The sequence below is a fragment of the Actinoplanes auranticolor genome, from assembly GCF_018332655.1.
Taxonomy (GTDB): Bacteria; Actinomycetota; Actinomycetes; order Mycobacteriales; family Micromonosporaceae; genus Actinoplanes; species Actinoplanes auranticolor.
Window position 1 is genome coordinate 49,709 of sequence record NZ_BOQL01000066.1, and the last position, 22,731, is coordinate 72,439.

At 71.5% G+C, this 22,731-nt stretch carries 20 protein-coding genes; 11 read left to right on the top strand and 9 right to left on the bottom strand.

What is annotated here, in order from left to right; genetic code table 11:
- Nucleotides 1-63: 63 nt before the first annotated feature.
- A complete protein-coding gene (locus tag Aau02nite_RS36875) occupies nt 64-1,608 on the top strand; it encodes a GntP family permease (RefSeq protein WP_212993262.1) in 1,545 nt (514 codons plus the stop codon).
- A 33-nt stretch (nt 1,609-1,641) separates the two neighbouring features.
- On the opposite strand, the gene Aau02nite_RS36880 is transcribed toward Aau02nite_RS36875, so the two are convergent.
- Nucleotides 1,642-2,643 carry a LacI family DNA-binding transcriptional regulator gene (locus Aau02nite_RS36880; protein ID WP_212993263.1) on the bottom strand — a complete coding sequence of 334 codons (1,002 nt, stop codon included), beginning with the start codon at nt 2,641-2,643 and terminating at the stop codon, nt 1,642-1,644.
- A gap of 93 nt (nt 2,644-2,736) precedes the next feature.
- Between Aau02nite_RS36880 and Aau02nite_RS36885 the strand changes: the two genes are divergently transcribed.
- From Aau02nite_RS36885 to Aau02nite_RS36905, 5 genes are all read left to right on the top strand, one after another.
- Nucleotides 2,737-5,160: a glycoside hydrolase family 3 protein gene (locus tag Aau02nite_RS36885; RefSeq protein ID WP_212993264.1), complete on the top strand. Its 2,424-nt coding sequence runs from the start codon at nt 2,737-2,739 to the stop codon at nt 5,158-5,160.
- Nucleotides 5,161-5,250: 90 nt separating this feature from the next.
- The gene (locus Aau02nite_RS36890) at nt 5,251-5,646 is read left to right on the top strand and encodes a GntR family transcriptional regulator (protein WP_212993265.1); all 396 of its coding nucleotides are present in this window, start codon (nt 5,251-5,253) and stop codon (nt 5,644-5,646) included.
- Nucleotides 5,643-6,542 (top strand): ABC transporter ATP-binding protein, encoded by a 900-nt coding sequence (locus Aau02nite_RS36895; protein ID WP_212993266.1) that lies wholly within the window; start codon nt 5,643-5,645, stop codon nt 6,540-6,542. Before Aau02nite_RS36890 ends, Aau02nite_RS36895 begins: the two co-directional genes overlap by 4 nt.
- Complete coding sequence (locus Aau02nite_RS36900) at nt 6,539-7,516, top strand: ABC-2 membrane transporter-related protein (protein ID WP_212993267.1); 978 nt, start codon at nt 6,539-6,541, stop codon at nt 7,514-7,516. The genes Aau02nite_RS36895 and Aau02nite_RS36900 overlap by 4 nt, the downstream gene beginning before the upstream one ends.
- Before the next feature lie 55 nt (nt 7,517-7,571).
- Complete coding sequence (locus Aau02nite_RS36905) at nt 7,572-7,781, top strand: hypothetical protein (protein ID WP_212993268.1); 210 nt, start codon at nt 7,572-7,574, stop codon at nt 7,779-7,781.
- Between the two features lie 9 nt (nt 7,782-7,790).
- On the opposite strand, the gene Aau02nite_RS36910 is transcribed toward Aau02nite_RS36905, so the two are convergent.
- From Aau02nite_RS36910 to Aau02nite_RS36925, 4 genes are all read right to left on the bottom strand, one after another.
- Nucleotides 7,791-8,357, bottom strand: a complete 567-nt coding sequence (locus Aau02nite_RS36910; protein ID WP_212993269.1) for a histidine phosphatase family protein — start codon at nt 8,355-8,357, stop codon at nt 7,791-7,793.
- 185 nt (nt 8,358-8,542) lie between these two features.
- The gene (locus tag Aau02nite_RS36915; RefSeq protein WP_212993270.1) at nt 8,543-9,157 is read right to left on the bottom strand and encodes an FMN reductase; all 615 of its coding nucleotides are present in this window, start codon (nt 9,155-9,157) and stop codon (nt 8,543-8,545) included.
- A complete protein-coding gene (locus Aau02nite_RS36920) occupies nt 9,154-10,254 on the bottom strand; it encodes an LLM class flavin-dependent oxidoreductase (protein WP_212993271.1) in 1,101 nt (366 codons plus the stop codon). Before Aau02nite_RS36920 ends, Aau02nite_RS36915 begins: the two co-directional genes overlap by 4 nt.
- Before the next feature lie 239 nt (nt 10,255-10,493).
- Entirely contained in the window at nt 10,494-11,855 is a 1,362-nt protein-coding gene (locus tag Aau02nite_RS36925) for a carbohydrate-binding protein (RefSeq protein ID WP_212993272.1), read from the bottom strand.
- A gap of 355 nt (nt 11,856-12,210) precedes the next feature.
- Here Aau02nite_RS36925 and Aau02nite_RS36930 point away from each other — a divergent pair, with 355 nt between their 5' ends.
- Genes Aau02nite_RS36930 through Aau02nite_RS36945 form a run of 4 tightly spaced genes read left to right on the top strand, consistent with a single transcriptional unit; the run spans nt 12,211 to nt 16,754 of the window.
- Nucleotides 12,211-13,005 carry an SCO2525 family SAM-dependent methyltransferase gene (locus tag Aau02nite_RS36930; protein ID WP_212993273.1) on the top strand — a complete coding sequence of 265 codons (795 nt, stop codon included), beginning with the start codon at nt 12,211-12,213 and terminating at the stop codon, nt 13,003-13,005.
- Nucleotides 13,006-13,039: 34 nt separating this feature from the next.
- On the top strand, nt 13,040-14,887 hold the full coding sequence (locus tag Aau02nite_RS36935) for an SCO2524 family protein (RefSeq protein WP_212993274.1): 1,848 nt from the start codon (nt 13,040-13,042) through the stop codon (nt 14,885-14,887).
- Between the two features lie 2 nt (nt 14,888-14,889).
- A complete protein-coding gene (locus Aau02nite_RS36940) occupies nt 14,890-15,801 on the top strand; it encodes an SCO2523 family variant P-loop protein (protein ID WP_212993275.1) in 912 nt (303 codons plus the stop codon).
- Complete coding sequence (locus Aau02nite_RS36945; protein ID WP_212993276.1) at nt 15,798-16,754, top strand: SCO2522 family protein; 957 nt, start codon at nt 15,798-15,800, stop codon at nt 16,752-16,754. The genes Aau02nite_RS36940 and Aau02nite_RS36945 overlap by 4 nt, the downstream gene beginning before the upstream one ends.
- Here Aau02nite_RS36945 and Aau02nite_RS36950 read toward each other — a convergent pair.
- On the bottom strand, nt 16,739-17,707 hold the full coding sequence (locus Aau02nite_RS36950; RefSeq protein ID WP_212993277.1) for a DUF6879 family protein: 969 nt from the start codon (nt 17,705-17,707) through the stop codon (nt 16,739-16,741). The genes Aau02nite_RS36945 and Aau02nite_RS36950 overlap by 16 nt on opposite strands.
- Complete coding sequence (locus tag Aau02nite_RS36955; protein ID WP_212993278.1) at nt 17,704-18,645, bottom strand: SCO2521 family protein; 942 nt, start codon at nt 18,643-18,645, stop codon at nt 17,704-17,706. Before Aau02nite_RS36955 ends, Aau02nite_RS36950 begins: the two co-directional genes overlap by 4 nt.
- 298 nt (nt 18,646-18,943) lie before the next feature.
- Here Aau02nite_RS36955 and Aau02nite_RS36960 point away from each other — a divergent pair, with 298 nt between their 5' ends.
- Complete coding sequence (locus tag Aau02nite_RS36960; protein ID WP_212993279.1) at nt 18,944-19,897, top strand: FAD-dependent oxidoreductase; 954 nt, start codon at nt 18,944-18,946, stop codon at nt 19,895-19,897.
- Here the strand turns inward: Aau02nite_RS36960 and Aau02nite_RS36965 are convergent.
- Nucleotides 19,894-20,988 carry a winged helix DNA-binding domain-containing protein gene (locus Aau02nite_RS36965; RefSeq protein ID WP_438841209.1) on the bottom strand — a complete coding sequence of 365 codons (1,095 nt, stop codon included), beginning with the start codon at nt 20,986-20,988 and terminating at the stop codon, nt 19,894-19,896. The two genes, Aau02nite_RS36960 and Aau02nite_RS36965, sit on opposite strands and share 4 nt — an antisense overlap.
- Before the next feature lie 46 nt (nt 20,989-21,034).
- Nucleotides 21,035-22,666, bottom strand: a complete 1,632-nt coding sequence (pgi, locus tag Aau02nite_RS36970; RefSeq protein WP_212993280.1) for a glucose-6-phosphate isomerase — start codon at nt 22,664-22,666, stop codon at nt 21,035-21,037.
- Nucleotides 22,667-22,731 lie beyond the last annotated feature (65 nt).

Consider the following 22,731-nt stretch of genomic DNA (forward strand, 5'->3'; position numbering starts at 1 on the left):
CTCCTGAGATCGACTCCCCTGCGCCGGACCTCAGCGCAGCTCGGCTTCATCGAGGAGGGCTTCATGAAAGTGCACGTCATCGCTGCCGAGGCCGTCGAACCGGCGTACTCGGCGGGCCCGCTCCTGCTCATCGCGGCGGCCGCCGTCCTGCTGCTGCTGTTCCTCATCATCAAGCTGAAGCTGCACGCGTTCGTCGCCCTCATCCTGGTCAGCCTGCTCACCGCCCTGGCCGCCCGGGTGCCGCTCGGCGACATCGTCACCACGCTGACTTCCGGCTTCGGCTCGACCCTGGCCAGCGTCGCCCTGCTCGTCGGCCTGGGCGCGATGCTGGGCCGGCTGCTCGACTTCAGCGGCGGCGCGCAGGTGCTGGCCGACAGCCTGGTACGCCGCTTCGGCGAGAAACGCGCCCCGCTGGCCCTGGGCGTGGCCGCACTGCTGTTCGGCTTCCCGATCTTCTTCGACGCCGGCTTCGTCGTGTTCCTGCCGATCGTGTTCACCATCGCTCTGCGACTCGGCGGATCGATCCTGCTGTACGGCCTACCGGTGGCCGGTGCCTTCGCGGTCATGCACGCGTTCGTCCCGCCGCATCCGGGCCCGGTGGCGGCGGCCGAGCTCATCGGGGCCGACATCGGTCTCACCCTGGTGTTCGGTCTGCTGATCGGCCTGCCCACGTGGGTTCTCGGCGGCTATCTGTTCGGCACCTGGGCCGGACGGCGCTACAACCTGCCGGTACCCGAGGTCTTCGGCGGGGACGAGCCGGTGCGGTCGGTGCCGGCCGGCACCGCCCCGGACGCCGATGTCGAGGCGGCAGACGGGCAACCGGGCACGGGCGGCGCGGCTGTGGCCGGCACTGCCCCCGGCGTGGCCGCTCCGTCGGGCGGCCCCGGCGGTGAAGCCGAAGCCGGGCACCGCGTCAACCCGCCGTCCTTCGCGACGGTCATCGCACTGCTGCTGCTCCCCCTCCTGCTCATCTTCTTCAACACCGGGCTCAGCACCCTGGCGACTGCCGGGACCATCGACGAGGACTCCACGATCGTCGGCGTGGCCAAGGTCATCGGCTCCACACCGGTCGCGCTCCTGATCACCGTGCTGGTCGCCATGTGGGTGCTCGGACGGCACCGCGGGGCGTCGGCGCAGAAGGTCGAATCGGTCGTCAACAGCGCCCTCGGACCGGTGTGTGCGGTCATCCTCATCACCGGCGCCGGCGGGATGTTCGGTGGGGTGCTGCGGGCCAGCGGGATCGGCGAAGCACTGGCCGGCGTGCTGGAGGACACCGGGCTGCCGGTGATCGTCGCCGCGTTCGTCATCTCCGTCCTGCTGCGCGTCGCCCAGGGCTCGGCCACTGTCGCCCTGACCACCACCGCCGGCCTCATCGCGCCGGTCGTCGAGGCCACCAACGGCCTGTCCGCGCCCGATTTGGCCCTGATCGTCATCGCCATCGCCGGCGGGGCCACCGTGCTCTCGCACGTCAACGACTCCGGCTTCTGGCTGGTCAGCAGGTTCTTCGGCATGGACGAGAAGACCACCCTCAAGACCTGGACGGTGATGGAGACGCTGCTCGGCACGATCGGCTTCGCTCTGGCCCTGGTGCTGAGCCTCATCCTCTGAACCTGCGGGGTGGCCGGCCGGGACGCGGCCGGCTCAGGCGGACTCGCGCCGGACGACCTGGACGATCCCGCTCAGCTCGCCCGGCGCGACCGGCCGGCCGTTGATCGCCGCCAGCACCGTCGTGGCCAGGTGGGCGGCCACCGCCGCCTGGTCGGTGGTCACCGTCGTCAGCGCGGGTACGGCCAGCCGCGCCGCCGGGATGTCGTCGACGCCGATGACCGCCAGGTCCGCCGGGGCGCGCAGGCCCACCCGGCGCATCCCGGCCAGCACCGCCATCGCGACGTCGTCGTTGTAGGCGCACACCGCCGTCACGCCCTCGTCGTGCCAGGCTTTCACGGCCGGTGCCGCCGCGTCGGCGTCCAGGGGCACGATGCGTACCGACGGCTCGGCCACTCCCCCGGCGGCGCAGGCGGTTCTGGTGCCCTCCAGGCGGGGCTCGGCGAAGATGCGCACCCGGTCGTCGTCGGGGTACGCGTACCCGATCACGGTGTGCCCGGCCGCGATCAGGTGCTCGGCCTGGAGGCGGCCCACGCGCTGCTGCGGCACCTCCAGCTCCCGGCGCGGCGAGTCGCTGCGGCCGAGCAGGCCCACGACCAGTGCCACCCCGGCCGCGCGCATGGCGTTGATCTCGGCCGGGGTGAAGTCGGTGAACGCCAGCACCGCGGCCGGGGTGATCGCCTTCCACAGGTCCGCGATCGGGCGGTCGGCCTGGCTGCCCGGGTGCGCCACGAACGTCAGGCCGCTGCGGGCCAGCTCGGTGGAGAGGTTGCCGAGCAGCGTGCCGACCTCGGGCCCGATCGGCCAGTCCGGCAGCAGGCACAGCACGACGTCGGAACGGCCGGTGCGCAGCGCGCGGGCGGCCGCGGACGGTGCGTAACCCAGGCTGGTCGCCGCCTCGATCACCCGGCTGCGGGTGCCCGCCGAGATGGTCTGGTGCGGGGTGTCGTTGAGCACGTAGCTGACGGTGGCCCGGGAGACCCCGGCCCGCTTCGCGACGTCGGCGCTGGTCACCCGGCGCGTCGTGCTGTCTGTCATAACGGACACCTCTTGCCGTGCGCGGCCGCTGCCGTTTACGTTACTGACACGAGCAAGTTACACGTGTCAGCTCCCCCTGGCGAAGAGGCTTCCATGACGACAGCACCCGTGTCCGAGCACGCCGCGCTCCTCGAGACCCTGGATCTGCCGGCCAAGGTCGCGCTGCTCACCGGCGCCACCTCGTTCACGCTGGCCGCCGAGCCCGCGATCGGTCTCGGCGAGGTGCGGCTGTCCGACGGCCCCACCGGGGTACGCGGGCTGAAGTTCAGCGGCGGCCGGGTCGTCGCCCTCTTCCCGAACGCCACCCTGCTGGCCTCCTCCTGGGACGAGAACGCGCTGGAGGAGACCGGGCGGCTGCTCGCCGAGGAGGCGCTCGCCCAGCAGATCCACGTCGTGCTCGGCCCGACCATCAACCTGCACCGTACCCCGCTGGGCGGCCGGCTCTTCGAGGCGTACTCCGAGGATCCGCTGCTGACCGGCCGGCTGGCGGCCGCGTACGTGCGCGGCATGCAGGCGCTCGGCGTCGGCGCCACCCTCAAGCACCTGGTGGCCAACGAGAGCGAGACCGACCGCAACACAGTGGACAGTGTCGTCGACGAGGCGACGCTGCGCGAGCTGTACCTGCTGCCGTTCGAGATCGCCGTCGCCGACGCGGACGCCTGGTCGATGATGGCCGCCTACAACGACGTCAACGGCCTGGCCGCCACCGAGCAGACCCACGTCAACAACGAGATCGTCAAGGGCGAGTGGGGCTACCGCGGCCTGATCATGTCCGACTGGTTCGCCACCCGCAGCGCCGGCCCGGCCGCCAACGGCGGCCTCGACCTGGTGATGCCCGGCCCGCGCGGCCCGTGGGGCGACGCGCTGGTGGCCGCCGTACGCGCCGGCGAGGTCGACGAAGCGGTGATCGACGACCACCTGAGCCGGCTGCTGCTGCTCGCCGAGCGCGTCGGCGCCCTGGGCACCCCGCGTGACTACCCGGCCGGCCTGCCCGCACCGGACAGCGCGACCCGCAAGGAGCAGCTGACCCGGCTCGCCGCGCGCGGCATGACCGTGCTCAGCAACGACAACGCCGTGCTGCCGCTGGAGCCGGCGCAGACCGTGGCGTTGATCGGCCGGCACGCCGTGGAGACCATCGACATGGGTGGTGGTTCGGCCCAGGTTAATCCGCCGTACCAGGTAACCGTGGCCGAGGGCCTGAGCACCCGGCTCGGCGACCGGATCACCGTGGTCGACGGCGTCGAGGTCCGCACCAGGCCGGTGCCGGCCCGCGGCGGCTTCCTGGTCGACCCGGTCACCGGCGAGCCCGGCATCCGGGTCACCCTGCTCGACGCGGACGGCAACGAGCTCGAGCAACGGCACGCGGCCGGCGCCACCACCATGGTCGGCATGGACGACGACTTCACCGGCACCGTCGCCACCGCGGTCCTGCACGGCCGGATCACCCGGCCCGGCCGGGTCGAGCTCGGCGTGCTCGGCGTCGGTGACTGGTGGATCCGGGTCGGCGACACCGAGTCGCGTCCGCAGCTGCGCGTCTCCGGCAAGGGCTTCGGCGAAGAGGTGCTCACCCCACCACTGCACACCCAGCTGTACGACGTCGGCGCGGGCGAGCTGCTGGAGGCGACCGTCACTCTGCTCAACGGCGACCAGTTCGCCGGGGCCGGGCTGTTCGGGCTCATCGGCCACCAGGCCTCCCGGGAGACCGTCGACGTGATCGACGACGCGGTCCGGGCGGCCGCCGCGGCCGACGTGGCGGTGGTCGTGGTCGGCCTCACCGAGGAGCAGGAGACCGAGGCGGTCGACAAGAGCACCCTACAGCTGCCGGGTGCGCAGGACGCCCTGATCGAGGCGGTGGCCGGCGCGGCCCGCCGTACCGTCGTGGTGGTCAACGCGGCCACGCCGGTGATCATGCCGTGGCTGTCGCGGGTCGACGCCGTGCTCTGGGCGGGCCTGCCCGGCCAGGAGGGCGGCCACGCGGTCGCGGCGGCGCTGCTCGGCGACATCGAGCCGGCGGGCCGGCTCGTCACCAGCTTCCCGGCCGCCGACGGCACGTCACCCGCGTGGTCGGTCACCCCCGTCGACGGCAAGCTGGAGTACGCCGAGGGCCGGTTCATCGGCTACCGCGGCCACTTCGCGGGCCGGGCCCCGGCCGCCCCGGCGTTCTGGCTGGGCCACGGCCTGGGCTACAGCACCTGGGAGTACGCGGACGCCCGGCTGATCTCCGGCGACGCCCCGGCAGTGACCGTGACGGTGACCAACACGGGGGCGCGCGACAGCCGCGAGGTCGTGCAGGTCTACTTCCAGCCGGCCGGTCCCGACGAGCCGGTGCGCCTGGTGGGCTGGCAGGGCGTCGACGTGCCGGCGGGTGGCTCCATCCGGGTGACGATCGCGCCGGACGCCCGGATGTGGCGCCGCTGGGACACTGCGGCGGGAGCGTGGGGCCAGGTCGGCCCGGGCGGCGAGCTGCTGATCGCCCGGGGTCTCGGCGACATCCGGGCCACCGTCGCGCTGCCGTGAACCTGCGGTTCACCTGAACCGCAGGTTCATCGTCTTGACCGGCGGCTCACTGCTTTACTATCTTCCTAGTAAAGCAGTGAGGGGCTAACCGTGTTCGTCTTCCGGCTCGACACCCACTCCGGCGTGCCGCCGTACCTGCAACTCGTCCAGCAGGTCCGGCAGGCGGTGCTGCTGGGCTTTCTCCAACCCGGTGACCGCCTCCCGCTCATCCGCGAGGTGGTCGAGGACCTGGCGATCAATCCGAACACCGTCGCCAAGGCGTACCGGCAGATGGAGCAGGAGAATCTGGTCACCGGCCGGCCCGGCCAGGGCACGTTCGTCGATGACCAGCAGTCGGCCGCGATGTCGGCATCGACGTACACGTCGCTGCGCCGCGGCCTGGCGACCTGGTTGCGCCGCGCCTACGCGGCCGGCCTCGACGAGCAGGCGGTCGACGCGCTCATCACTTCCGTCCACCAGCAGACGCGGAACGAGGAAGTGGCGTGACAGCGACCGGGTTCGCGCTGCGCACCGACGGTGTGGGTAAGCGGTACCGCAAGGGCTGGGCGCTGCGCGACTGCACCCTCGCCCTGCCCGCGGGCGGCGTGATCGCCCTGGTCGGGCCGAACGGCGCGGGCAAGACCACGCTGCTGCGCCTGGTCGTCGGGTTGCTGGCCCCGAGCACCGGCACGGTGGAGGTCCTCGGCCACGACGTCACCGCCAGCACCCCGCAGACCCTGTCCCGGATCGGGTTCCTGGCCCAGGACCACCCGCTGTACAAGCGTTTCACCGTCGCCGAGATGCTCCGCTTCGGCCGGGCCTGCAACCTGCGGTTCGACCAGGGACTGGCCGAGCGCCGGCTGGCGAAGCTGGGCATCCCGCTCGGCCGCCGGGCCGGTGCGCTCTCCGGCGGGCAGCAGGCCCAGGTCGCGTTGGCCCTGGCCCTGGCCAAGCGGCCGGACCTGCTCGTCCTCGACGAGCCGGTGGCCAGCCTCGACCCGCTCGCCCGGCGCGAGTTCCTGCAGGTCCTCATGGGCGCCGTGGCCGAGGACGGGGTGACCGTCCTGTTCTCCTCCCACGTCGTGCACGAGCTGGAACGCGTCTGCGACCACCTGGTCGTGCTCAACGACGGCCGGGTCACGCTCACCGGTGACATCGACACCCTTCTCACCGAGCACCGGCTGCTCGTCGGCCCGCGCACGGCCACCGACCTCGACCGGGCCGGCGCCGTCGTGGAGGCCGTCCACAGCGACCGGCACACGACCCTGCTGGTACGCGACGGCGCGCTCCCGGCCGCGCCGGGGTGGCAGGCCCAGCCGGTCGCGCTGGAGGACCTGGTGCTGGCGTACCTGCGCCGGCCGTCCGAGCCGAGCGCCGCGGCGTCGTCGGGGGTGGCTTCGTGACGTGGTTGATCTGGCGTCAGCACCGCACCGAGGTCTGCGTCCTGGGTCTGCTGGTCGGCCTGTTCGGCGTCGCCCTGCTCGTGCTCGGGATGCAGGCCCACGACCTGTTCCCCGGCGGTCCGGCCCGGTGTGCGGGAGAGGCCGGCACCAGCGAGGACTGCGCGGCCTCCTTCCGCCGGCTCGACGACGGGTACGGGTTCGTCGAGAACCTCCTGGCGGCCTTCTATCTGGTCCCCGTCGTCATCGGTGCGTTCCTCGGTGCGCCGCTGCTCGCGCGCGAACTGGAGGAGGGCACCTGGCAGCTCGCCTGGACGCAGGCCGTGCCGCGGATGCGTTGGCTGGCGGCCAAGCTCGCGGCACTGGCCGGCGTCACGGTCACGCTCACCGTGATGTTCACCGCGGTGCTCACCTGGTTCCGTCAGCCGTTCGACGCGTGGGAAGGGCGGTTCCAGTACGACGCCTTCGACCTGGAGGGACTTGTCCCGGTGGCGTACGCGCTGTTCGCGTTCGCCGTCGCCACCGCCGCGGGGGCGATCCTGCGGCGCAGCCTGCCCGCGTTCGGCGTCGCGTTCGGGGCGTTCCTCGCCACCCGGATGGCGGTGGCGCTGGGGGCCCGTCCCGCGTACGCCACGCCGCTCACCACCATGGAGCCGGTCCCCGTCGGCGGCTCGAAGGACCAGGCGGGACACCGGCCCGTGACCGGCTTCGCCGACTGGATGATCGAACACGGCTACGCGGACGCCACCGGCCGCAGGCTGAGCTCTACCGAGTACTACGAGCTGGAGGACGCGGCCGACCGGGCCGGCGCCAACCTCAACCAGTTCCTGCACGCGCGGGGCATCCAGCAGTTCGGGGTCTACCACCCGGCCGACCGGTTCTGGACCTTCCAGCTCATCGAGGCGGCCCTGTTCATCGCCGTCGCGGCGGCCCTGATCGCTGTGGTGGTGTGGCGGGTACGGCGCCGCATGATCTAGTGCCCGGCCACGAACGTTCCGCATCCGGTCAGGCGGCGACCGGGACCGGCCGCACGTGGTGCTGGCCGGCGCCGAGCTGCTCGCCCGCGCGGAGATCTACCGGGCCGAGGCCGAGGAGACGCTCCGCACGCAGATCCCCCGGGCCGACCGGCAGGCGGCCCGGGTCACACTGTCGGGCCTCGGCGCGGACGTGATCGCGACGGGCGCGGCGATGGAGGCTGAGGAATTCGACGGGACCGGCGCTGGTGGCGAGCTGCTCTACTGAGGCGGTCGCTCAGGAGGCGTTCCAGGTGTCGATGACCTGGTTGCCGTGCTCGAAGCCCAGTGTCGACAGGGTCGCCGTGCCCAGCTTGAGCAGGCCACCGCCGCTGGCCGGCAGGCCGATCCAGCGGGCGCCCGCCACCCGCAGCGAGTGGCCGTGGGCGATCAGCGCCACGTCGCCGGCGTCCAGGAACGTGCGGGCCCGGGCGAGCACCCGGTCCAGGCGTTCGCCGACCTCGGCCGGGGACTCGCCGCCGGGGGCGCCGTCGGTCCACAGCGACCACGCCGGCCTGGTCTCGTGGATCGTGGCGCTGGTGATCCCCTCGTACTCGCCGTAGTTCCATTCGGCGAGATCCTCGGTGGTCTCGGTGACCGCCAGGCCCGCCAGCTCGGCGGTGCGCAGGGCACGCTTGCGCGGGCTGGAGATCACTGCCGCGAAGCGGCGACCGGCCAGACGCTCACCGGCCACGCGGGCCTGCTGCTCCCCCGCTCCGGTCAGATCCAGATCCGTGTACGAGGTGTGCTTGCCCACCGCACTCCACTCGGTCTGCCCGTGCCGGATGAGCACGATCTCCGCCATGACGCCCCCTGTTCGGTTCCGGTAGTTCTACCCCGCCCGCACCGCAACCATCCCGGGTTCCGGTACGCCGGGGTCCGTGCGCAGCACGGATCGGCCACGCACGGACCCGGCATTCGGCGGGAGCGACGGTCCGTACCCCGCACGGACCTACGACATCCAGATCTTGATCGTGCTCTGACCCGGCCTCAGCCGCCGGCCAGCAGCTCCTCGAACGACGTGGTGAGGGCGAAGGGGTCCTGGACCGTCGCCGGATCGCGGCGCTCGACCTCGCGGGCGAGCTCGCCGGCCGCCCGGCCGATCCGGCCGCGCAGCTGGCCCTCGCTCTCGTCGCCGCCCCAGTCCTCGGACGCCGCGAAGACCGCCGTGGGGACCGGGACGGCCCGCAGGTAGACGAACATCGGCCGGACCGCGTGGTCGAGGGCCAGCGAGTGCCGGGCCGAGCCGCCGGTCGCCGCGATCAGCACCGGCTTGTCGGCCACCGCGTCCTGGCCCAGCACGTCGAAGAACGACTTGAACAGGCCGCTGTAGGACGCGTTGAAGATCGGGGTGACGGCGATCATCGCGTCGGCGCTCTCCACCGCGTCCAGGGCCCGCTTCAGCGGCGCCGGCGGGAAGCCGGTGAGCAGGTGGTTCATCAGGTCGTGGGCCAGGTCGCGCAGCTCGATGACCTGGACCGTGAGCCCGACGCCGAGGCCGGCGGCGGCGTCCACCGCCGCCGCGGACAGCCGGTCCGCGAGCAGGCGGGTGGACGACGGCTGGCTCAGTCCCGCCGAGACGACGACGAGATTGCGCTGCTTCATGCCTGCACCTTCTCCCTGTCCTGGGCCTTCGCCGCCTCGACCAGCGAGGGGTGGGTGGGCGCGTCCGGCACGTGGGCCGGCTTGAGCGCCGCGAACTCCTTGCGCAGCACCGGTACGACCTCCTCGCCCAGCAGGTCGAGCTGCTCCAGCACGGTCTTCAGCGGCAGGCCGGCGTGGTCCAGCAGGAACAGCTGGCGCTGGTAGTCGCCGACGTAGTCGCGGAAGCCCAGGGTGCGGTCGATGACCTGCTGGGGACTGCCGACGGTCAGCGGCGTCTCCCGGGTGAAGTCCTCCAGGCTCGGTCCGTGGCCGTAGACCGGGGCGTTGTCGAAGTACGGCCGGAACTCCTTGACCGCGTCCTGGCTGTTCCTGCGCATGAAGACCTGGCCGCCGAGGCCGACGATGGCCTGGTCCTCGGAGCCGTGGCCGTAGTGGGCGTAGCGCTGGCGGTAGAGGCCGACCATCCGCTGGGTGTGCTCCTTGGGCCAGAAGATGTGGTTGGCGAAGAAGCCGTCGCCGTAGAAGGCGGCCTGCTCGGCGATCTCGGGGCTGCGGATCGAGCCGTGCCAGACGAACGGCGGGACGCCGTCGAGCGGGCGCGGGGTCGAGGTGAACGACTGCAGCGGGGTCCGGAACTTGCCCTTCCAGTCGACGGTGTGCTCGCGCCAGAGCCGGTGCAGCAGGGCGTAGTTCTCGATGGCCAGGGGGATGCCGGCGCGGATGTCCTTGCCGAACCACGGGTAGACCGGGCCGGTGTTGCCGCGGCCCATCATCAGGTCGACCCGGCCGTCGGCCAGGTGCTGCAACATCGCGTAGTCCTCGGCGATCTTGACCGGGTCGTTGGTCGTGATCAGCGTCGTGGACGTGGACAGCAGCAACCGCTCGGTCCGCGCGGCGACGTGGCCGAGCAGCGTGGTGGGCGACGACGGCACGAACGGCTCGTTGTGGTGCTCACCCAGAGCGAAGACGTCGAGCCCGACCTCCTCGGCCTTCTGCGCGATGGCGACGATGGCCTTGATCCGCTCGTGCTCGGTCGGCTGCCGCCCGGTCGTGGGGTCCGGCGTGACATCGCCGACGGTGAAGATCCCGAACTGCATGACCGCTCCTGAGCTCCGGGGCGGAACCTGACGTCCCGCACTGCCCCGCACAACGCCTTTGACTCGTCAACTATTTCAGATTCAAAGAACCCGGCGGAAGTGGGGTCTCGATCACACCGTGCGGAACCGCCGGACGCCCGCCCGCACCGTCACCGTGGCCGCAGTTCCGGTCGCCGCATCCCCGTCCGAGCGGTCGACTACCAGCTGGTGGCTTGCGGGCGGGGCGATCGCAGCCGTCCTCAGCGGCCCTGCAGGCGCTTGACGTTGTCGCCGAAGGTCCAGCCCTTCGAGCCGTCCCAGTTGGCCGACCAGGTCATCAGGCCCTTGAGGCTGCCGTTGAAGCTGTTCCAGGATTGCGTCACCAGCGCCGGCGTCATGTAGCCGCCGCCCGCTCCGACCTGTGCCGGCAGGCCGGGGACCTGCTTGTCGTACGGGACCCGGATCGTCGTGCCCTGGATGACCAGGCCATTGTTGAGGCAGGTGGTCTGGGCGACGAAGCCCTGCACCGTGCCGGCGCCGTACGAGTCACCGGCGCAGCCGTACATGCTGCCGTTGTAGTACTGCATGTTCAGCCACCAGAGCCGGCCGTTGTCCGCGTACTTCTTGATGATCGGCAGGTACGAGCCCCAGATCGAGCCGTACGTGACGCTGCCGCCGGTGACGTACGCGGTCTCCGGCGCCATGGTCAGCCCGAAGGTGGCCGGCATCCGCGCCAGCACGCCGTCGATGATGCGGATCAGGTTGGCCTGCGAGGCCGACAGGGTGGTGATGCTGCCGCTGCCGGTCAGGCCGGTCTCGATGTCGATGTCGATGCCGTCGAAGTTGTATCGCTGGAGGATCGGCACGATCGTCGCCACGAAGCGGTCGGCCACCACGCTGGAGCTGAGATCGATGCCGGCCGCCGCGCCGCCGATCGACATCAGCAGGGTCGCACCGGCCGCCTTGGCCGCGCACATCTCGGCCGGGGTGGAGACCTTCACCCCGACGTCCATGCCGTTCTCCCACAGCACCGTGCCGTCGGAGCGGATCACCGGGAACGCCGCGTTGATGACGTTGTAGCCGTGCTGGCCGAGCCGGCTGTCGTTGATCGGAATCCAGCCCAGGCCGGGGTGCACGCCGTTGCTCGCGCCGTCCCAGTTCTCCCAGTAGCCGACGAGCACCTTGCCGGCCGGGCGGGACTTCACCGCGCAGGTGGAGCTGCCGGGCGGCGGAGTGGTCGTGGGCGGCGGAGTGGTGGGCGGCGGGGTCGTCGGGGGCGGGGTCGTGGGAGGCGGGGTGGTCGGCGGCGGGGTGGTGGGGGTGCCGCCGGTGCAGGAGCCGAGGTCACGCCAGAGGGACGGCGTGGCGGCCGGGTTCCAGCCGGCTCCGGCGTGCGCGGTGTGCGTCACCAGGGCCGAGTAGAGCTTGCCGGAGTAGGTCGCCTGGGCGCCGGCGGGGTAGGTGTTGCCCTCCGCCCAGCCGGGCGCGGTGCAGGCCACCGCGGCCGCCGGCACCGGGGCGCCGGTCACCGCCACCATGCCGCTCGGCGCGAGGCCCACCGCCGTGGCCATCGTCATGGCAGCCGCCGCTGCCAGCGCGAAGAGGGTACGACGTCTACTCATGGCCGCTCCTGACGCATCGATGCCCTGCCCGGTCTCCCCATCTTCACGGTGATGAACTTAAATATCAAGGGTTGTTAACAGAAGGCAGCGGCGGGGTGGATCTCCATTGACGACAGCACCGGATTCTGGTTCGCTGCCTGCTCGCGGGAGCAGTTCGCCCGAGTGGGCGACGCCCAATGGGGTGGTACGCCAGAATGTAAGAAACCTGTGCTGCGCGGCGAGTGACGACGGACGTACCTATGTCGTAAGTTGCACCGCAGAACGTGGGGTGTACCGAAGCACTAGAGTGGAGTAAGTCGCCTTTCTGGGGCCAGCTTCCACGACCGCGACCGCTACCATCGCCGGAGGAAGTTCCGTGCCCGACCCGGACCCGCGTTTCGACTCGGCGATCGACATCGCGCCGCCGCCGGTCGATGCCGAGCCTTCGGTCAATGCCGACTTCCCGTGGGATGCGTTCGACTCCACCGCGTACTTCGAGCACAACTACAGCTCGCTGCGCGCCGACGACGAGAAGATCATCGACATCGTCGCCCGCTTCTTCCAGGACAACGAGCTGCGCCGGCTGCGACCTCAGGCGATCGACGTGGGCGCCGGCGCCAATCTCTACCCGGCCCTGATGATGCTGCCCTTCGCCGCCGAGCTGACCTTGTGCGAGCGGGCGTTCTCCAACCGGCAGTGGCTCGAGGCCGAGATCCTCCAGCCGCACCCGTCGTGGTGGCAGTTCTGGTCCCACATGAACGTCGGACGCGAGGCCTACCGCCCGATCAAGAACCCGTTCGATCTGCTCGGCCGGCGCGCCCGGGTGACCAAGGGCAACATCTTCAGCCTCCCGCCGGGCCGCTACGACCTCGGCACGATGTTCTTCGTCGCGGAGTCGATCACCAACCGCGAGAGCGAGTTCGTCCGCGCGACCCGCTCGTTCGTCAACTCCCTGAAACCGAAGGCCCCGTTCGCGGCCGCCTTCATGCGCAACTCCTCCGGCTACCGGGTCGGCAGCAGCAGCTTCCCGGCGTGCTCGGTGGACGAGGACGACGTCCGGGCGGCGCTGGCCCCGGTCGCCGGCGGTGTCACCATCCAGACAGTGGAAAGCAAGAGCCTGCGTGACGGATACTGCGGAATGATGGTGGCCACCGGCTTCAAGAAGGCGTAACCAGACCCACGGACGGGTAGGTGACGGCACACCGATGCAGATCCAGCCACGTCAACAGTTGCTCGACATCTGGCGGGCGATCGCCCGGCTCTCCTATGCGGACGGTGGCTGGCGTTTCGGCGGCCGGGACGGCACGAATTCCATCAGCGACGCCGAGCAGCTACTCTGCCTGATGGCACCGGCCACCGAGATCCCCCTCTTCCGGCTGGACAACCCCGACGCCGCCAACCGCGACGTGCTCGACGCGCTGGACGCGCTCGGTGACGACATCCAGGTGCCGCAGCGGCTGATGGAGGCCCTCACCTCCTACATCAAGCGCTACACCGCGCCCGACGGCACGCCCAGCTTCTCCGGCGGCTCCTACTTCCGCCCGGAGTTCGAGGGCGAGGAGATCAAGATCGAGCAGCGCGAGCTCGACGTGGTGGACTCGTTCTCCATCTCGGTGACGCTGATGCTCGCGATCCTCGGCTTCACCCAGATCTTCCGGCAGATCGTCACCCGGCCCCGGCTGATCGAGCAGGTGATCGAGCTGGAGACGCGGGCCAGCCAGCGCCTCACCGCGGCGATGGTGGGCCTGCTGCGCAGCTTCTCGGTCAACGTCTTCTCGGCCGACGAGCCGTACGGCCGCGAGCTGCTCCGCACGGTCAACCAGGAGCGCCGCCCGACCCTGCAGGTCGTGGAGGAGCTGCGGGAAGCCCTGCGGGAGATCAACGCCCGGCTCCGCGACGACGTCACCATCGGTTCCGGTGCCGCCGAGGGCAGCGAGCTGGACCTGCCGAACAGGCTGTTCGAATGCGGCTGGAGCTGGGGCCTGGTCACCGACGCCCCGCAGATCGAGACCACCTCCGAGGTCGGTGTGCAACGGGCCGGCGTGGCGCAGAACGCCCCGTACCTCTACTTCACCACCGTGGCGCTGGACGCCATCCAGGCGCTGTCCTCGGAACGCACCCGGCTGCTCGGCCTGCTCGACGAGGGCCAGCTCAAGCTGGCCCAGGCGTTGCAGCTGCGCTTCGAGCTGACCCGGTCGTACTGGGCCACGGTCGCCACCTTCGGATCCGCCCGGTGGCCGCTGGAGGACCTGCCCTGGCGCACCACCGACGGGGTCGAGTTCGACTACTTCAGCCTGCTGGTCAGCGGCATGGTGGTGCAGAACATGGTCGCCGTGCGCGCCACCAACGCCGACCTCACCCGGGTGGCGGGCGTCCTGGACGAGCTGGCCAACCGCAGCCGCATCACCCGCCGGTCGTCGGAACGCGAGCCGGCGCTGGACGTGCACCACCCCGGCCTGCGCTTCGTACTGGAAGGCAGCGAGAGCGTAGGCGGACCCCGGCTGGCCTGGACGGTCGCGGACATCTCGCCGCTGCTGCTCAAGCGCACCCTCAATCTGGCGAGCCTGCTGTCGGACGGCACGTCCCGCAGCCGTCTGCTGGACCTGTCCGGGGAGCTGTGGAAGCACCTGCAGGAGCGGCTCATCGCCGACGGTCCCCCGCATGGCCTGTGGGACCAGCCGGCCGGCGCCTTCCCCCAGCTGAACGTGAAGATGACCGAGGCCTCCTGGTACTACACCAAGCGGGTCGTCGACTGCCTGGTCACCGCCGCCCGGGTGATCAACGAGCCGCCGCTGCGCAGCGAGGTGCTGGCCCAGCTGGCGGCCGAGCTGCTCAACGAGGCCGACCACCTGTACGACCGCGAGCGGCTCAACGGATCCACCTACAGTGGACAGTCGCTGCGCGAGGAGCTCAAACAGATCGGCGTGGAGCTGGAACGCGCCAGGACGGTACGCCGCGAGCGTCCCGGGGTCGCGGTCGCGGTGACCCAGGAGGTCCTGCGCCGGCTCGACCACCTGTCCGCTGCCCGCCGGGCCAACATCGGGCGCAGCTGACCATGCTCGTCTTCGCGACCTCCGACAAGGGCGGGACCGGGCGGACGGTCACCAGCAGCAACGTGGCGTACCGGCACGCCCTGCAGGGTGGTGACTGCTGCTACCTCGACTTCGACTTCGGCTCCCCGACCTCCGGCGCGATCTTCGACCTGCCCGGCGCGTTCGCCGGGGTGCCGGAGGAGGGCCTGCACAGCTATCTGGTGGACGGCGTCGCCGCGCCCCGGCGGATCGACATCTGGACCGAGTCGGAACGCGACGTGCTGCGCGGCCGGCCCGCCGGGGCGGGGCGGCTGACGCTGTTCCCCGGCGACCGCGGCCGCGGCGAGTTCCAGGCCCACCCCGGCATCGTGGGCCGCTGCATCGACCTGCTGGTCCGCGCCGACGAGGAGTTCGACCTGGTCATCGTCGACCTCAGCGCGGGACGGTCGTACGCCACCGAGATCGTGCTCGCCGCGACCGCGGCCCTGCCCGGCGTCAAGGCGCGCTGGCTGGTGTTCCACCGCTGGACCCGGCAGCACATCATCGCGGCCAGCGGCCTGGTGCACGGCAACCAGGGCATCCTGGAGTCCGGCGTCCAGCACGGGCACGATCCCGCGGCGCTCAAGGACGCGATCCGGTTCGTCCGGACGGCCGTGGTGGACCTCGCCTCGCCCGATCAGGCCGGCCTGCGCCCCGAGCAGCTGGCCTGGCTGGACGTCTGCAACGGGCGGCTGCAGGAGCTGGCGAGCCGGCACAAGGTCGGGCGGACCACGGTCCTGGGTGAGATCCCGCTCGATCCGGTGCTGCAGTGGCAGGAGCAACTGCTGTCCAACGACGACGTGTGGCTGCACCGCACCGCCAACCAGCGCACCGTCGACGCGTTCGACGAGCTGGCGAAGAAGGTCGTGGACGACTCCGCGTGGATCGGGCTGTGACCGCCTACGACGGCGTCTTCATCGAGCAGAGCGCCACGCCGGTGGTGCGCAAGGTCCCGCTCGCCCATCTGTCCATCGAGCTGGGTCACCTCTACGTGGACGACTTCGCGGCCGGCCCGGCGCGACTGGCGGCCCAGTTCGACGCCGTCCGGCCGTGGGCCGACGCCGCCCGGCGCGCCTGCGCCGACGAGCTGGAGCAGCGGTCGCCCCGGGTGAGCACCTGTTTCCTGATCGACGACTACTTCACCCGGTTCGGTACGCCGCGGGCGGTGATCGGCGACCTGGTCGCGGCGGCGGAGACGGCGGGCGTCAAGATCGACTACGTGGCCCGCGAGTCGGGTTGCGCCACCACCGACGGCGTCGACGTGGCGACGCTCGTACGCCAGCACCTGGTGGCCGAGCCGCCCGAGGGTGACAACGGCAGCCGGCCGCCGACCGCGGTCAGCGGCTGGCTCAGCAACGGCGAACGCGGCGGCGCGGGACCCGCGTCCGCGATGGCGGCTCCCCGCGAGTGGCAGCCGCCTCGGCAGAGCGCGGTGCAGAACCACTCCATCTTCGTCGACGTCGAGCTGTGGAGCGGGCCGGCGGAGCAGCCGTACTGGTCGTGCCCGTTCCTGGCGGCCGTCTGGCAGCTGCAGCGGCTCGGGCTGATCCGTCACCTCGGCGAGCCGGTGGGTGACCCGCGGCGGATGAGCGCGGCCGAGGTGCCGGCCGAGTGGGAGCAGATGCCGGCCGTCGTGCAGCTCAACCCCCGGGCGGCGCCGTTCCGGGCGTACCGCACGTTCTCCGCGCTGGCGTCGCGGTTCCTGCCGGTCGAGCTGGCCGTGCGCACGATTTTGAGCCAGGTCGCGGTGGACGCCGCCGTGGCCCGGGAGGTGCGCGAACGGGCCGCCGGCGAGGGGATCGACCTGCCCGGCGAGGTCGTGGACCGGATCCGCTACGCGTTCGGGTAGGCCGGCGGTTCCCCGCCGGGGCCCCGCGAGACGTCCCACAGCTCGCGGAAGAGCTGCGCGCACTCCTTGACCCGCGACTCGGTCAGCACCAGGCGGGTCTCGGCGATCTGGGCATGCCTGGGGTCGGCGGTCGTGGTCGGGTTCGTCTCGTACGCCAGGGTGTCGTCGAAGACGATCAGGTCGCGGACCTGGACCCGCAGCGGCGGCGGCACCATCGCACGGTCGAGCAGCCGGACGTCGATGTGCATCTCGCGCTGCTCCTCGCAGGCGCGCCGGATCGCCGGGTCGTCGGCCATCGCGGGCGAGTCGAGCACGAAGATGCGCCGGACCCGCTTGCCGTTGCCCGCGGCGCGGCGCTGGGCGTCGAGGTAGCGCTGGCCGATCTCGCTCTGCCACAGGTCGTGGTCGACGGCCGCCATGCTGATCGCGTCGATGCTGACCGTGGCGTTGCGGGTCAGGCCGAGCAGCCAGTCGCGGTCCTCGCCGTAGTAGGTGACCGTGCCGCCCTCGGCGAGCTGCTTGAGGAAGTCCGACGTCTCCTTGATCTTGTTCTGCACGAAGTGGTAGACGATCGGCGGCGAGGACGGCGAGATCTGCGTCGAGTTGCGCACCAGCTGGGTGACCAGGTCGGTCTGCAGCGCGGATGCCTCGATCAGGCCGAACAGCTCGGTGGCCTCGCTGATCTCGGAGAAGGCGGAGCCCACCATCGCCCGCATCTCCGCCATGCCGTCCTTCTCCAGCTTCTCCACCGCCGCGAGCCGGTTCTCGAAGTCGACGAGGAACCGCAGGATCAGCGCGATGCCACCGATCAGGATGGAGAGCGTGATCTGCACGTGCTGCGGCTGGTTCAGGGCGTTGGTGATCAGGAACGTCGCCCCGCCCAGGCCGACGGTGAGCAGCGCCTTGCGGGTGACGCTCGAATGCTCGGACGACTGCCCGACCAGGGCCGTCACCGCGGGCCCGCCGCGGCCAGCGCCGTGACCGCGCCGACCGAGAGCTGGTCGCGGATGCGGTGCACGAGGGTGTCCCACTGGCGGCTGAAGCCCGGCCGCCGGTCCAGAGCCGCCCAGACGGCGGCCGAGAGCTCCTCGCCGCGGGCGGCGGGCATCCACAGGTGCAGCAGGTAGTCGATGGCCGGCAGCAGGCGTTCCAGGGCGGCGCGGCGTTCGATGACACCGAGGGCACTCTTGCCGACGATCTCCAGCAGCGTGCTGAGCAGCCAGTCGTGCAGGGCGACGTCCTCGGCCAGCGCGGCCAGCTCCTGGACCGGCGGCGGCTGGTCGTCCGGCACCGACAGCTCCAGCATCCGCAGATCGTCGGACCGGACCGAGTAGCGGATCCGGGGCCCGGTCGCCGGGCCGACGCGGGCGGTCCAGCGCAGCCGGGTCCGCGGCGCCCGTAACCGCACGGTGCCGTCGCGCGGGGCCGAGCGCTGCACCCGGTCGGCGACCCGGCCGGCCATCGCGCCCAGGTCGAGGGCGTCACCCGGGCGATCGGGACCGGCGAGCGCGGCGGCCACCTCGTCCCAGCGGGTACGGCCGAGTGTCTCGATGACCCCGGGACGGGTCAGGTAGTGCGACCACGGCTGCCGGGCGCTGCCGCCGCCGCGCAGCAGCGTGGCCACCGCGGAACCCTGCACGACATGGCCGCCGGTGATGGCGGCCCGTTGCAGGGCGGTGCCGACACCGCGCACCCGGCGGGTGTCCGCGGCCGAACCGAGTCCACAGTCGACGCCGACGGGTATCTCCGGTGAACGCACGTACGCGATCGGGCGGCGCGACACCAGCACCGGCTCCCCAACCACCAGGTCCACCAGACGGCGGGCCTGCTCGACGGTCGCCGGATCGGCGGCGCGGAGCAGTCCGGTGTGCACCTCGCCAGCGATCAGCATCGGCTCCCCCATGCACGGCGTGCGATGCACCGGGGAGACATGGGACGGCGCGCAAGGGTCAGCGGTGACCGATGACTCCCCAGCGGCGCGGCCCCGTGCCACGCGTGTCGCCAGCCTGTCGATTGCACCGCATCCGATCGCGGAATGCAACACGCACAGTATCCGGAGTCGAACAGCCAGTGGAGTTCGCTAGCACCTCGCGGGCGGACCGGACAACCTTCACACGCCATTGTCCGCAACCGCCGTATATTTACGTCCCTCTCCGGGAGAACCGCCGGCACCCGGTTAGCGTCGGGCGATGACCTCTGCCCGACCCGATGTCCTGACCATCGGCGCCGGTGTATCGGGCCTGACCACGGCCGTCCGGCTCGCCGAGGCGGGAATACGCGTCCACGTACGCGCCCTGCGCCGGCCGGAGCAGACCACCTCCGCCGCGGCCGGCGCGATCTGGGATCCCATCTACGCCAACCATCCGCTGGTGCTGAGCTGGAGCACCCGCAGCTACGACGTCTTCCGCGCCATGGTCCGCGCCGGCCGGCCGGAGGTGCGGCTGGTGCCCGGGGTGGAGGCCTCACGCCGGCGGATCCCGTCCCCGGCCTGGGCGCACGACCTGCCCGGCTTCCGCGAGTGTGCGGCCGCCGAGCTGCCGGACGGCTTCGCCAGCGGCTGGCGCTACACCGCGCCGATCATCGACATGCCGCCCTACCTGGCCTATCTGGAGCGACGCTTGGTGGCGGCGGGCGGCACGCTCGAGCTCGGGCACGTGTCCTCCCTCGACGGGGATCTCGCGCCGGTGGTGGTCAACTGCAGCGGGGTCGGGGCTCGCGAGTTGGTGCCCGACCCCGAGGTGGAACCGATCCGCGGCCAGCTCGTGGCGGTCCGCAATCCCGGGGTGGACGAGTTCTTCGCCGAGCACACCGAGGAACTGGAGGAGATGACCTACCTGCTCCCCCAGGGTGACGTGCTGCTGCTGGGCGGCAACGCCGACAAAGGACAGAGCGATCCCGAGCCGGACGCGGAGGTCGCGGCCGGGATCATCGCCCGGTGCGCCGGGATCGTGCCCGCCATCGCCGCCGCGCCGGTGCTCGGGCACCGTACCGGCATCCGGCCGCAGCGACCGGAGATCCGGCTGGAGCACGTGAACCTCGGCGGGCGGCACGTAGTGCACAACTACGGCCACAGCGGCGCCGGGGTGAGCCTGTCGTGGGGCTGCGCGGACAGTGTGCTGGAGATCGTCCGGGAGCTGCTCTAGGACCAGCGGATCTGTGCGGGCAGGCCGACGAAGGCCGCATACGGCTGGAGGGCCTCCTCGGCCCGGGCGCGCTCGGCCGGGCCGAGGTCGGTGAGCGGCTGGATGTCCACGGTCACCGCCTTCTTGCCGAGCGTACGGGTCCAGGTGCCGGCCACCCGGCCGCCGCGGACCAGGGTGGAGCGGAAGACGCCGTTGCCGCCCGGGACCACCGCGGCGAACTGCTCGTCGGTCATCATCAGCGAGCGGTCCTTGTAGCCCAGGACGTACTCGTCGAAGCCGGGCAGCGCCGCCCAGTCGCCGGCCACCTCGGCCGGGGTGGTCTCCAGCAGGGCGGGGTCGACGACCATCTCGGTGCCGGCGACCCGGACCGTAGTGAGCCGGTCGCCGGCCGCCGCGATGCCCGCCTTGGCGTCGGTCATGGTCAGGCCGGTCCAGCGGGCGAAGTCGGCCCTGGTCGCCGGGCCGTGGCTGCGGAAGTAGCGCAGCGCCATGATGCCCAGCGCCTCGGTGCGCTCGGGCCGGTGCGGCTCGGGGGCCCACTCGTCGAGCAGCACGAACGTCTGCTCCTTGCCGAGGTGCGGGGCGATGCAGGTGACGGCTTTCTGGCTCGCGTACCAGAGGATGTGGTAGCCCATCTGCGGCCCCAGCTCGATGCCCGCGTCGGCGAGGGCCGCCAGGCACTCGGCGCGGGTCAGCCGTCTGCCCTGCAGGGCGGTGGCCAGGACCTCGACGGCCTTCTCGGCCGTCGCCTCGGACAGGCCGATGGTCTCGCGGCGCTTGGCCGCCCCGGCCAGTACGCGGGTGCCCATCAGCTCCAGCATCCAGCGGGCGTCGGCCGGCGGGACCAGGTGCACGGTGCCGCGCATCGGCCAGGTGCGGATCGCCTCCCGGCGCTCCAGGGCCGCGGTGACATCGCCGACGGTCCGGCCGGGCAGGCGCACGCCGAGCGACCACAGGCCGCTCGCCACGTCCTGCGCCTGCATCGCACCGAACCACTCGACCACCCCGGCGACGTCCTGGACCGGGTGCGGCGGCGTGAGCAGCAAACTGCGCATGCGCAGGGCCAGCGCCTGCGTCGTCGTCAGATCCACAGACGCAGCTTAGGGCGCCCCTCCGACAGAAGGGCGCCCTGAGCGGTCAGCGTCCGCGCTGGCTGCGGTACCGGGCGATGAGCGTGTCGGTCGACGAGTCGTTGTCGGCGCCCGGGGCCTCGGCCGCGGTCAGCAGCGGCGCGAGCTGGTTGGCCATGACCTTGCCGAGCTCCACGCCCCACTGGTCGAACGAGTTGATCTGCCAGATGGTGCCCTGGGTGAACGTGATGTGCTCGTAGAGCGCGATGAGCTGGCCCAGCACCGACGGGGTCAGCTTCTCGGCCAGGATGGTGGTGGTCGGGTGGTTGCCCGGCATCACCTTGTGCGCGACGATCTCCGCCGCCACGCCCTCGGCCTCGATCTGCTCGGCGGTGCGGCCGAACGCCAGCGCGCTGGTCTGGGCGAAGAAGTTCGACATGAACAGGTCGTGCATCTCGCCGGTGTCGTGGTTGGGCACGGCGAAGCCGATGAAGTCGGCCGGGATCAGCTTGGTGCCCTGGTGGATCAGCTGGTAGAAGGCGTGCTGGCCGTTCGTGCCGGGCTCACCCCAGAAGACCTCGCCGGTCTGGAAGTCCACGGCGGAGCCGTCCAGCCGGACGTGCTTGCCGTTGCTCTCCATGGTCAGCTGCTGCAGGTACGCCGGGAAGCGGTGCAGGTACTGCGAGTACGGCAGCACCGCGTGCGACTGGGCCCCCAGGAACGTGTCGTACCAGACGTTCAGCAGCCCGAGCAGGGCCGGCACGTTGCGCTCCAGCGGCGCGGTGCGGAAGTGCTCGTCGACGGCGTGGTAGCCGGCCAGCAGCTCGGCGAAGCGCTCCTTGCCGATGGCCAGCATCACCGACAGGCCGACCGCCGAGGGCAGCGAGTAGCGCCCGCCCACCCAGTCCCAGAAGCCGAACATGTTCTCGGTGTCGATGCCGAAGTCGGCCACCCGCTGGGCGTTGGTGCTGACCGCCACGAAGTGCTCGGCCACCGCGCCCTGGTCGCCGCCCAGGCCGGCCAGCAGCCAGTTGCGCGCCTCGGTGGCGTTGGTCAGCGTCTCCTGCGTGCCGAACGTCTTGGACACGACCACGAACAGGGTGGTCGCCGGGTCCAGGTCGTGGGTCTTGGCGTACAGGTCGGTCGGGTCGATGTTGGAGATGAAGCGGCACTCCAGGCCCGCGTCCGCGTACGCCTTCAGGGCCTCGTAGGCCATGACCGGCCCGAGGTCGGACCCGCCGATGCCGATGTTGACGATCGTCTTGATCCGCTGGCCGGTGGCGCCGGTCCACTCGCCGGAACGGACCCGGTCGGTGAAGGCGCCCATCCGGTCCAGCACCTCGTGCACGTCGTGGACGACGTCCTGGCCGTCGACGACCAGGGTGGCGTCCCGGGGCAGCCGCAGCGCGGTGTGCAGCACGGCGCGGTCCTCGGTGACGTTGATGTGCTCGCCGGCGAACATGGCCGCGGTGCGCTCGCGCAGCCCGGCCCGCTCGGCCAGGGCGACCAGCGCGGCCAGGACCTCGTCGGTGACCAGGTTCTTGCTGTAGTCCACGTAGAGGTCCGCCACCTGGGCGGTGAGCCGTTCGCCGCGCCGGGGATCACTGTCGAACAGTTCGCGCAGGTGCACACCCGAGAACTTCTCGGCGTGCCCCTGCACTGCCTGCCATTCGGCGCTGCCGGAAACGTGTTCGCTCATTGCCTTTGACTCCCGCCTGGACCAGAACTATCGCGTTCATCGTGGCACGGATCGAAGCGGCTCGC

What these genes read in the sequence shown, in the direction of transcription:
- Aau02nite_RS36920 (WP_212993271.1), bottom strand. Translation starts at nt 10,254, where the DNA reads ATGCAGTTCGGGATCTTCACCGTCGGCGATGTCACGCCGGACCCCACG.
- Aau02nite_RS36875 (WP_212993262.1), top strand. Translation starts at nt 64, where the DNA reads ATGAAAGTGCACGTCATCGCTGCCGAGGCCGTCGAACCGGCGTACTCG.
- Aau02nite_RS36940 (WP_212993275.1), top strand. Translation starts at nt 14,890, where the DNA reads ATGCTCGTCTTCGCGACCTCCGACAAGGGCGGGACCGGGCGGACGGTC.
- Aau02nite_RS36955 (WP_212993278.1), bottom strand. Translation starts at nt 18,645, where the DNA reads ATGCTGATCGCTGGCGAGGTGCACACCGGACTGCTCCGCGCCGCCGAT.
- Aau02nite_RS36910 (WP_212993269.1), bottom strand. Translation starts at nt 8,357, where the DNA reads ATGGCGGAGATCGTGCTCATCCGGCACGGGCAGACCGAGTGGAGTGCG.
- Aau02nite_RS36935 (WP_212993274.1), top strand. Translation starts at nt 13,040, where the DNA reads ATGCAGATCCAGCCACGTCAACAGTTGCTCGACATCTGGCGGGCGATC.
- Aau02nite_RS36880 (WP_212993263.1), bottom strand. Translation starts at nt 2,643, where the DNA reads ATGACAGACAGCACGACGCGCCGGGTGACCAGCGCCGACGTCGCGAAG.
- Aau02nite_RS36960 (WP_212993279.1), top strand. Translation starts at nt 18,944, where the DNA reads ATGACCTCTGCCCGACCCGATGTCCTGACCATCGGCGCCGGTGTATCG.
- pgi (WP_212993280.1), bottom strand. Translation starts at nt 22,666, where the DNA reads ATGAGCGAACACGTTTCCGGCAGCGCCGAATGGCAGGCAGTGCAGGGG.
- Aau02nite_RS36915 (WP_212993270.1), bottom strand. Translation starts at nt 9,157, where the DNA reads ATGAAGCAGCGCAATCTCGTCGTCGTCTCGGCGGGACTGAGCCAGCCG.
- Aau02nite_RS36885 (WP_212993264.1), top strand. Translation starts at nt 2,737, where the DNA reads ATGACGACAGCACCCGTGTCCGAGCACGCCGCGCTCCTCGAGACCCTG.
- Aau02nite_RS36925 (WP_212993272.1), bottom strand. Translation starts at nt 11,855, where the DNA reads ATGAGTAGACGTCGTACCCTCTTCGCGCTGGCAGCGGCGGCTGCCATG.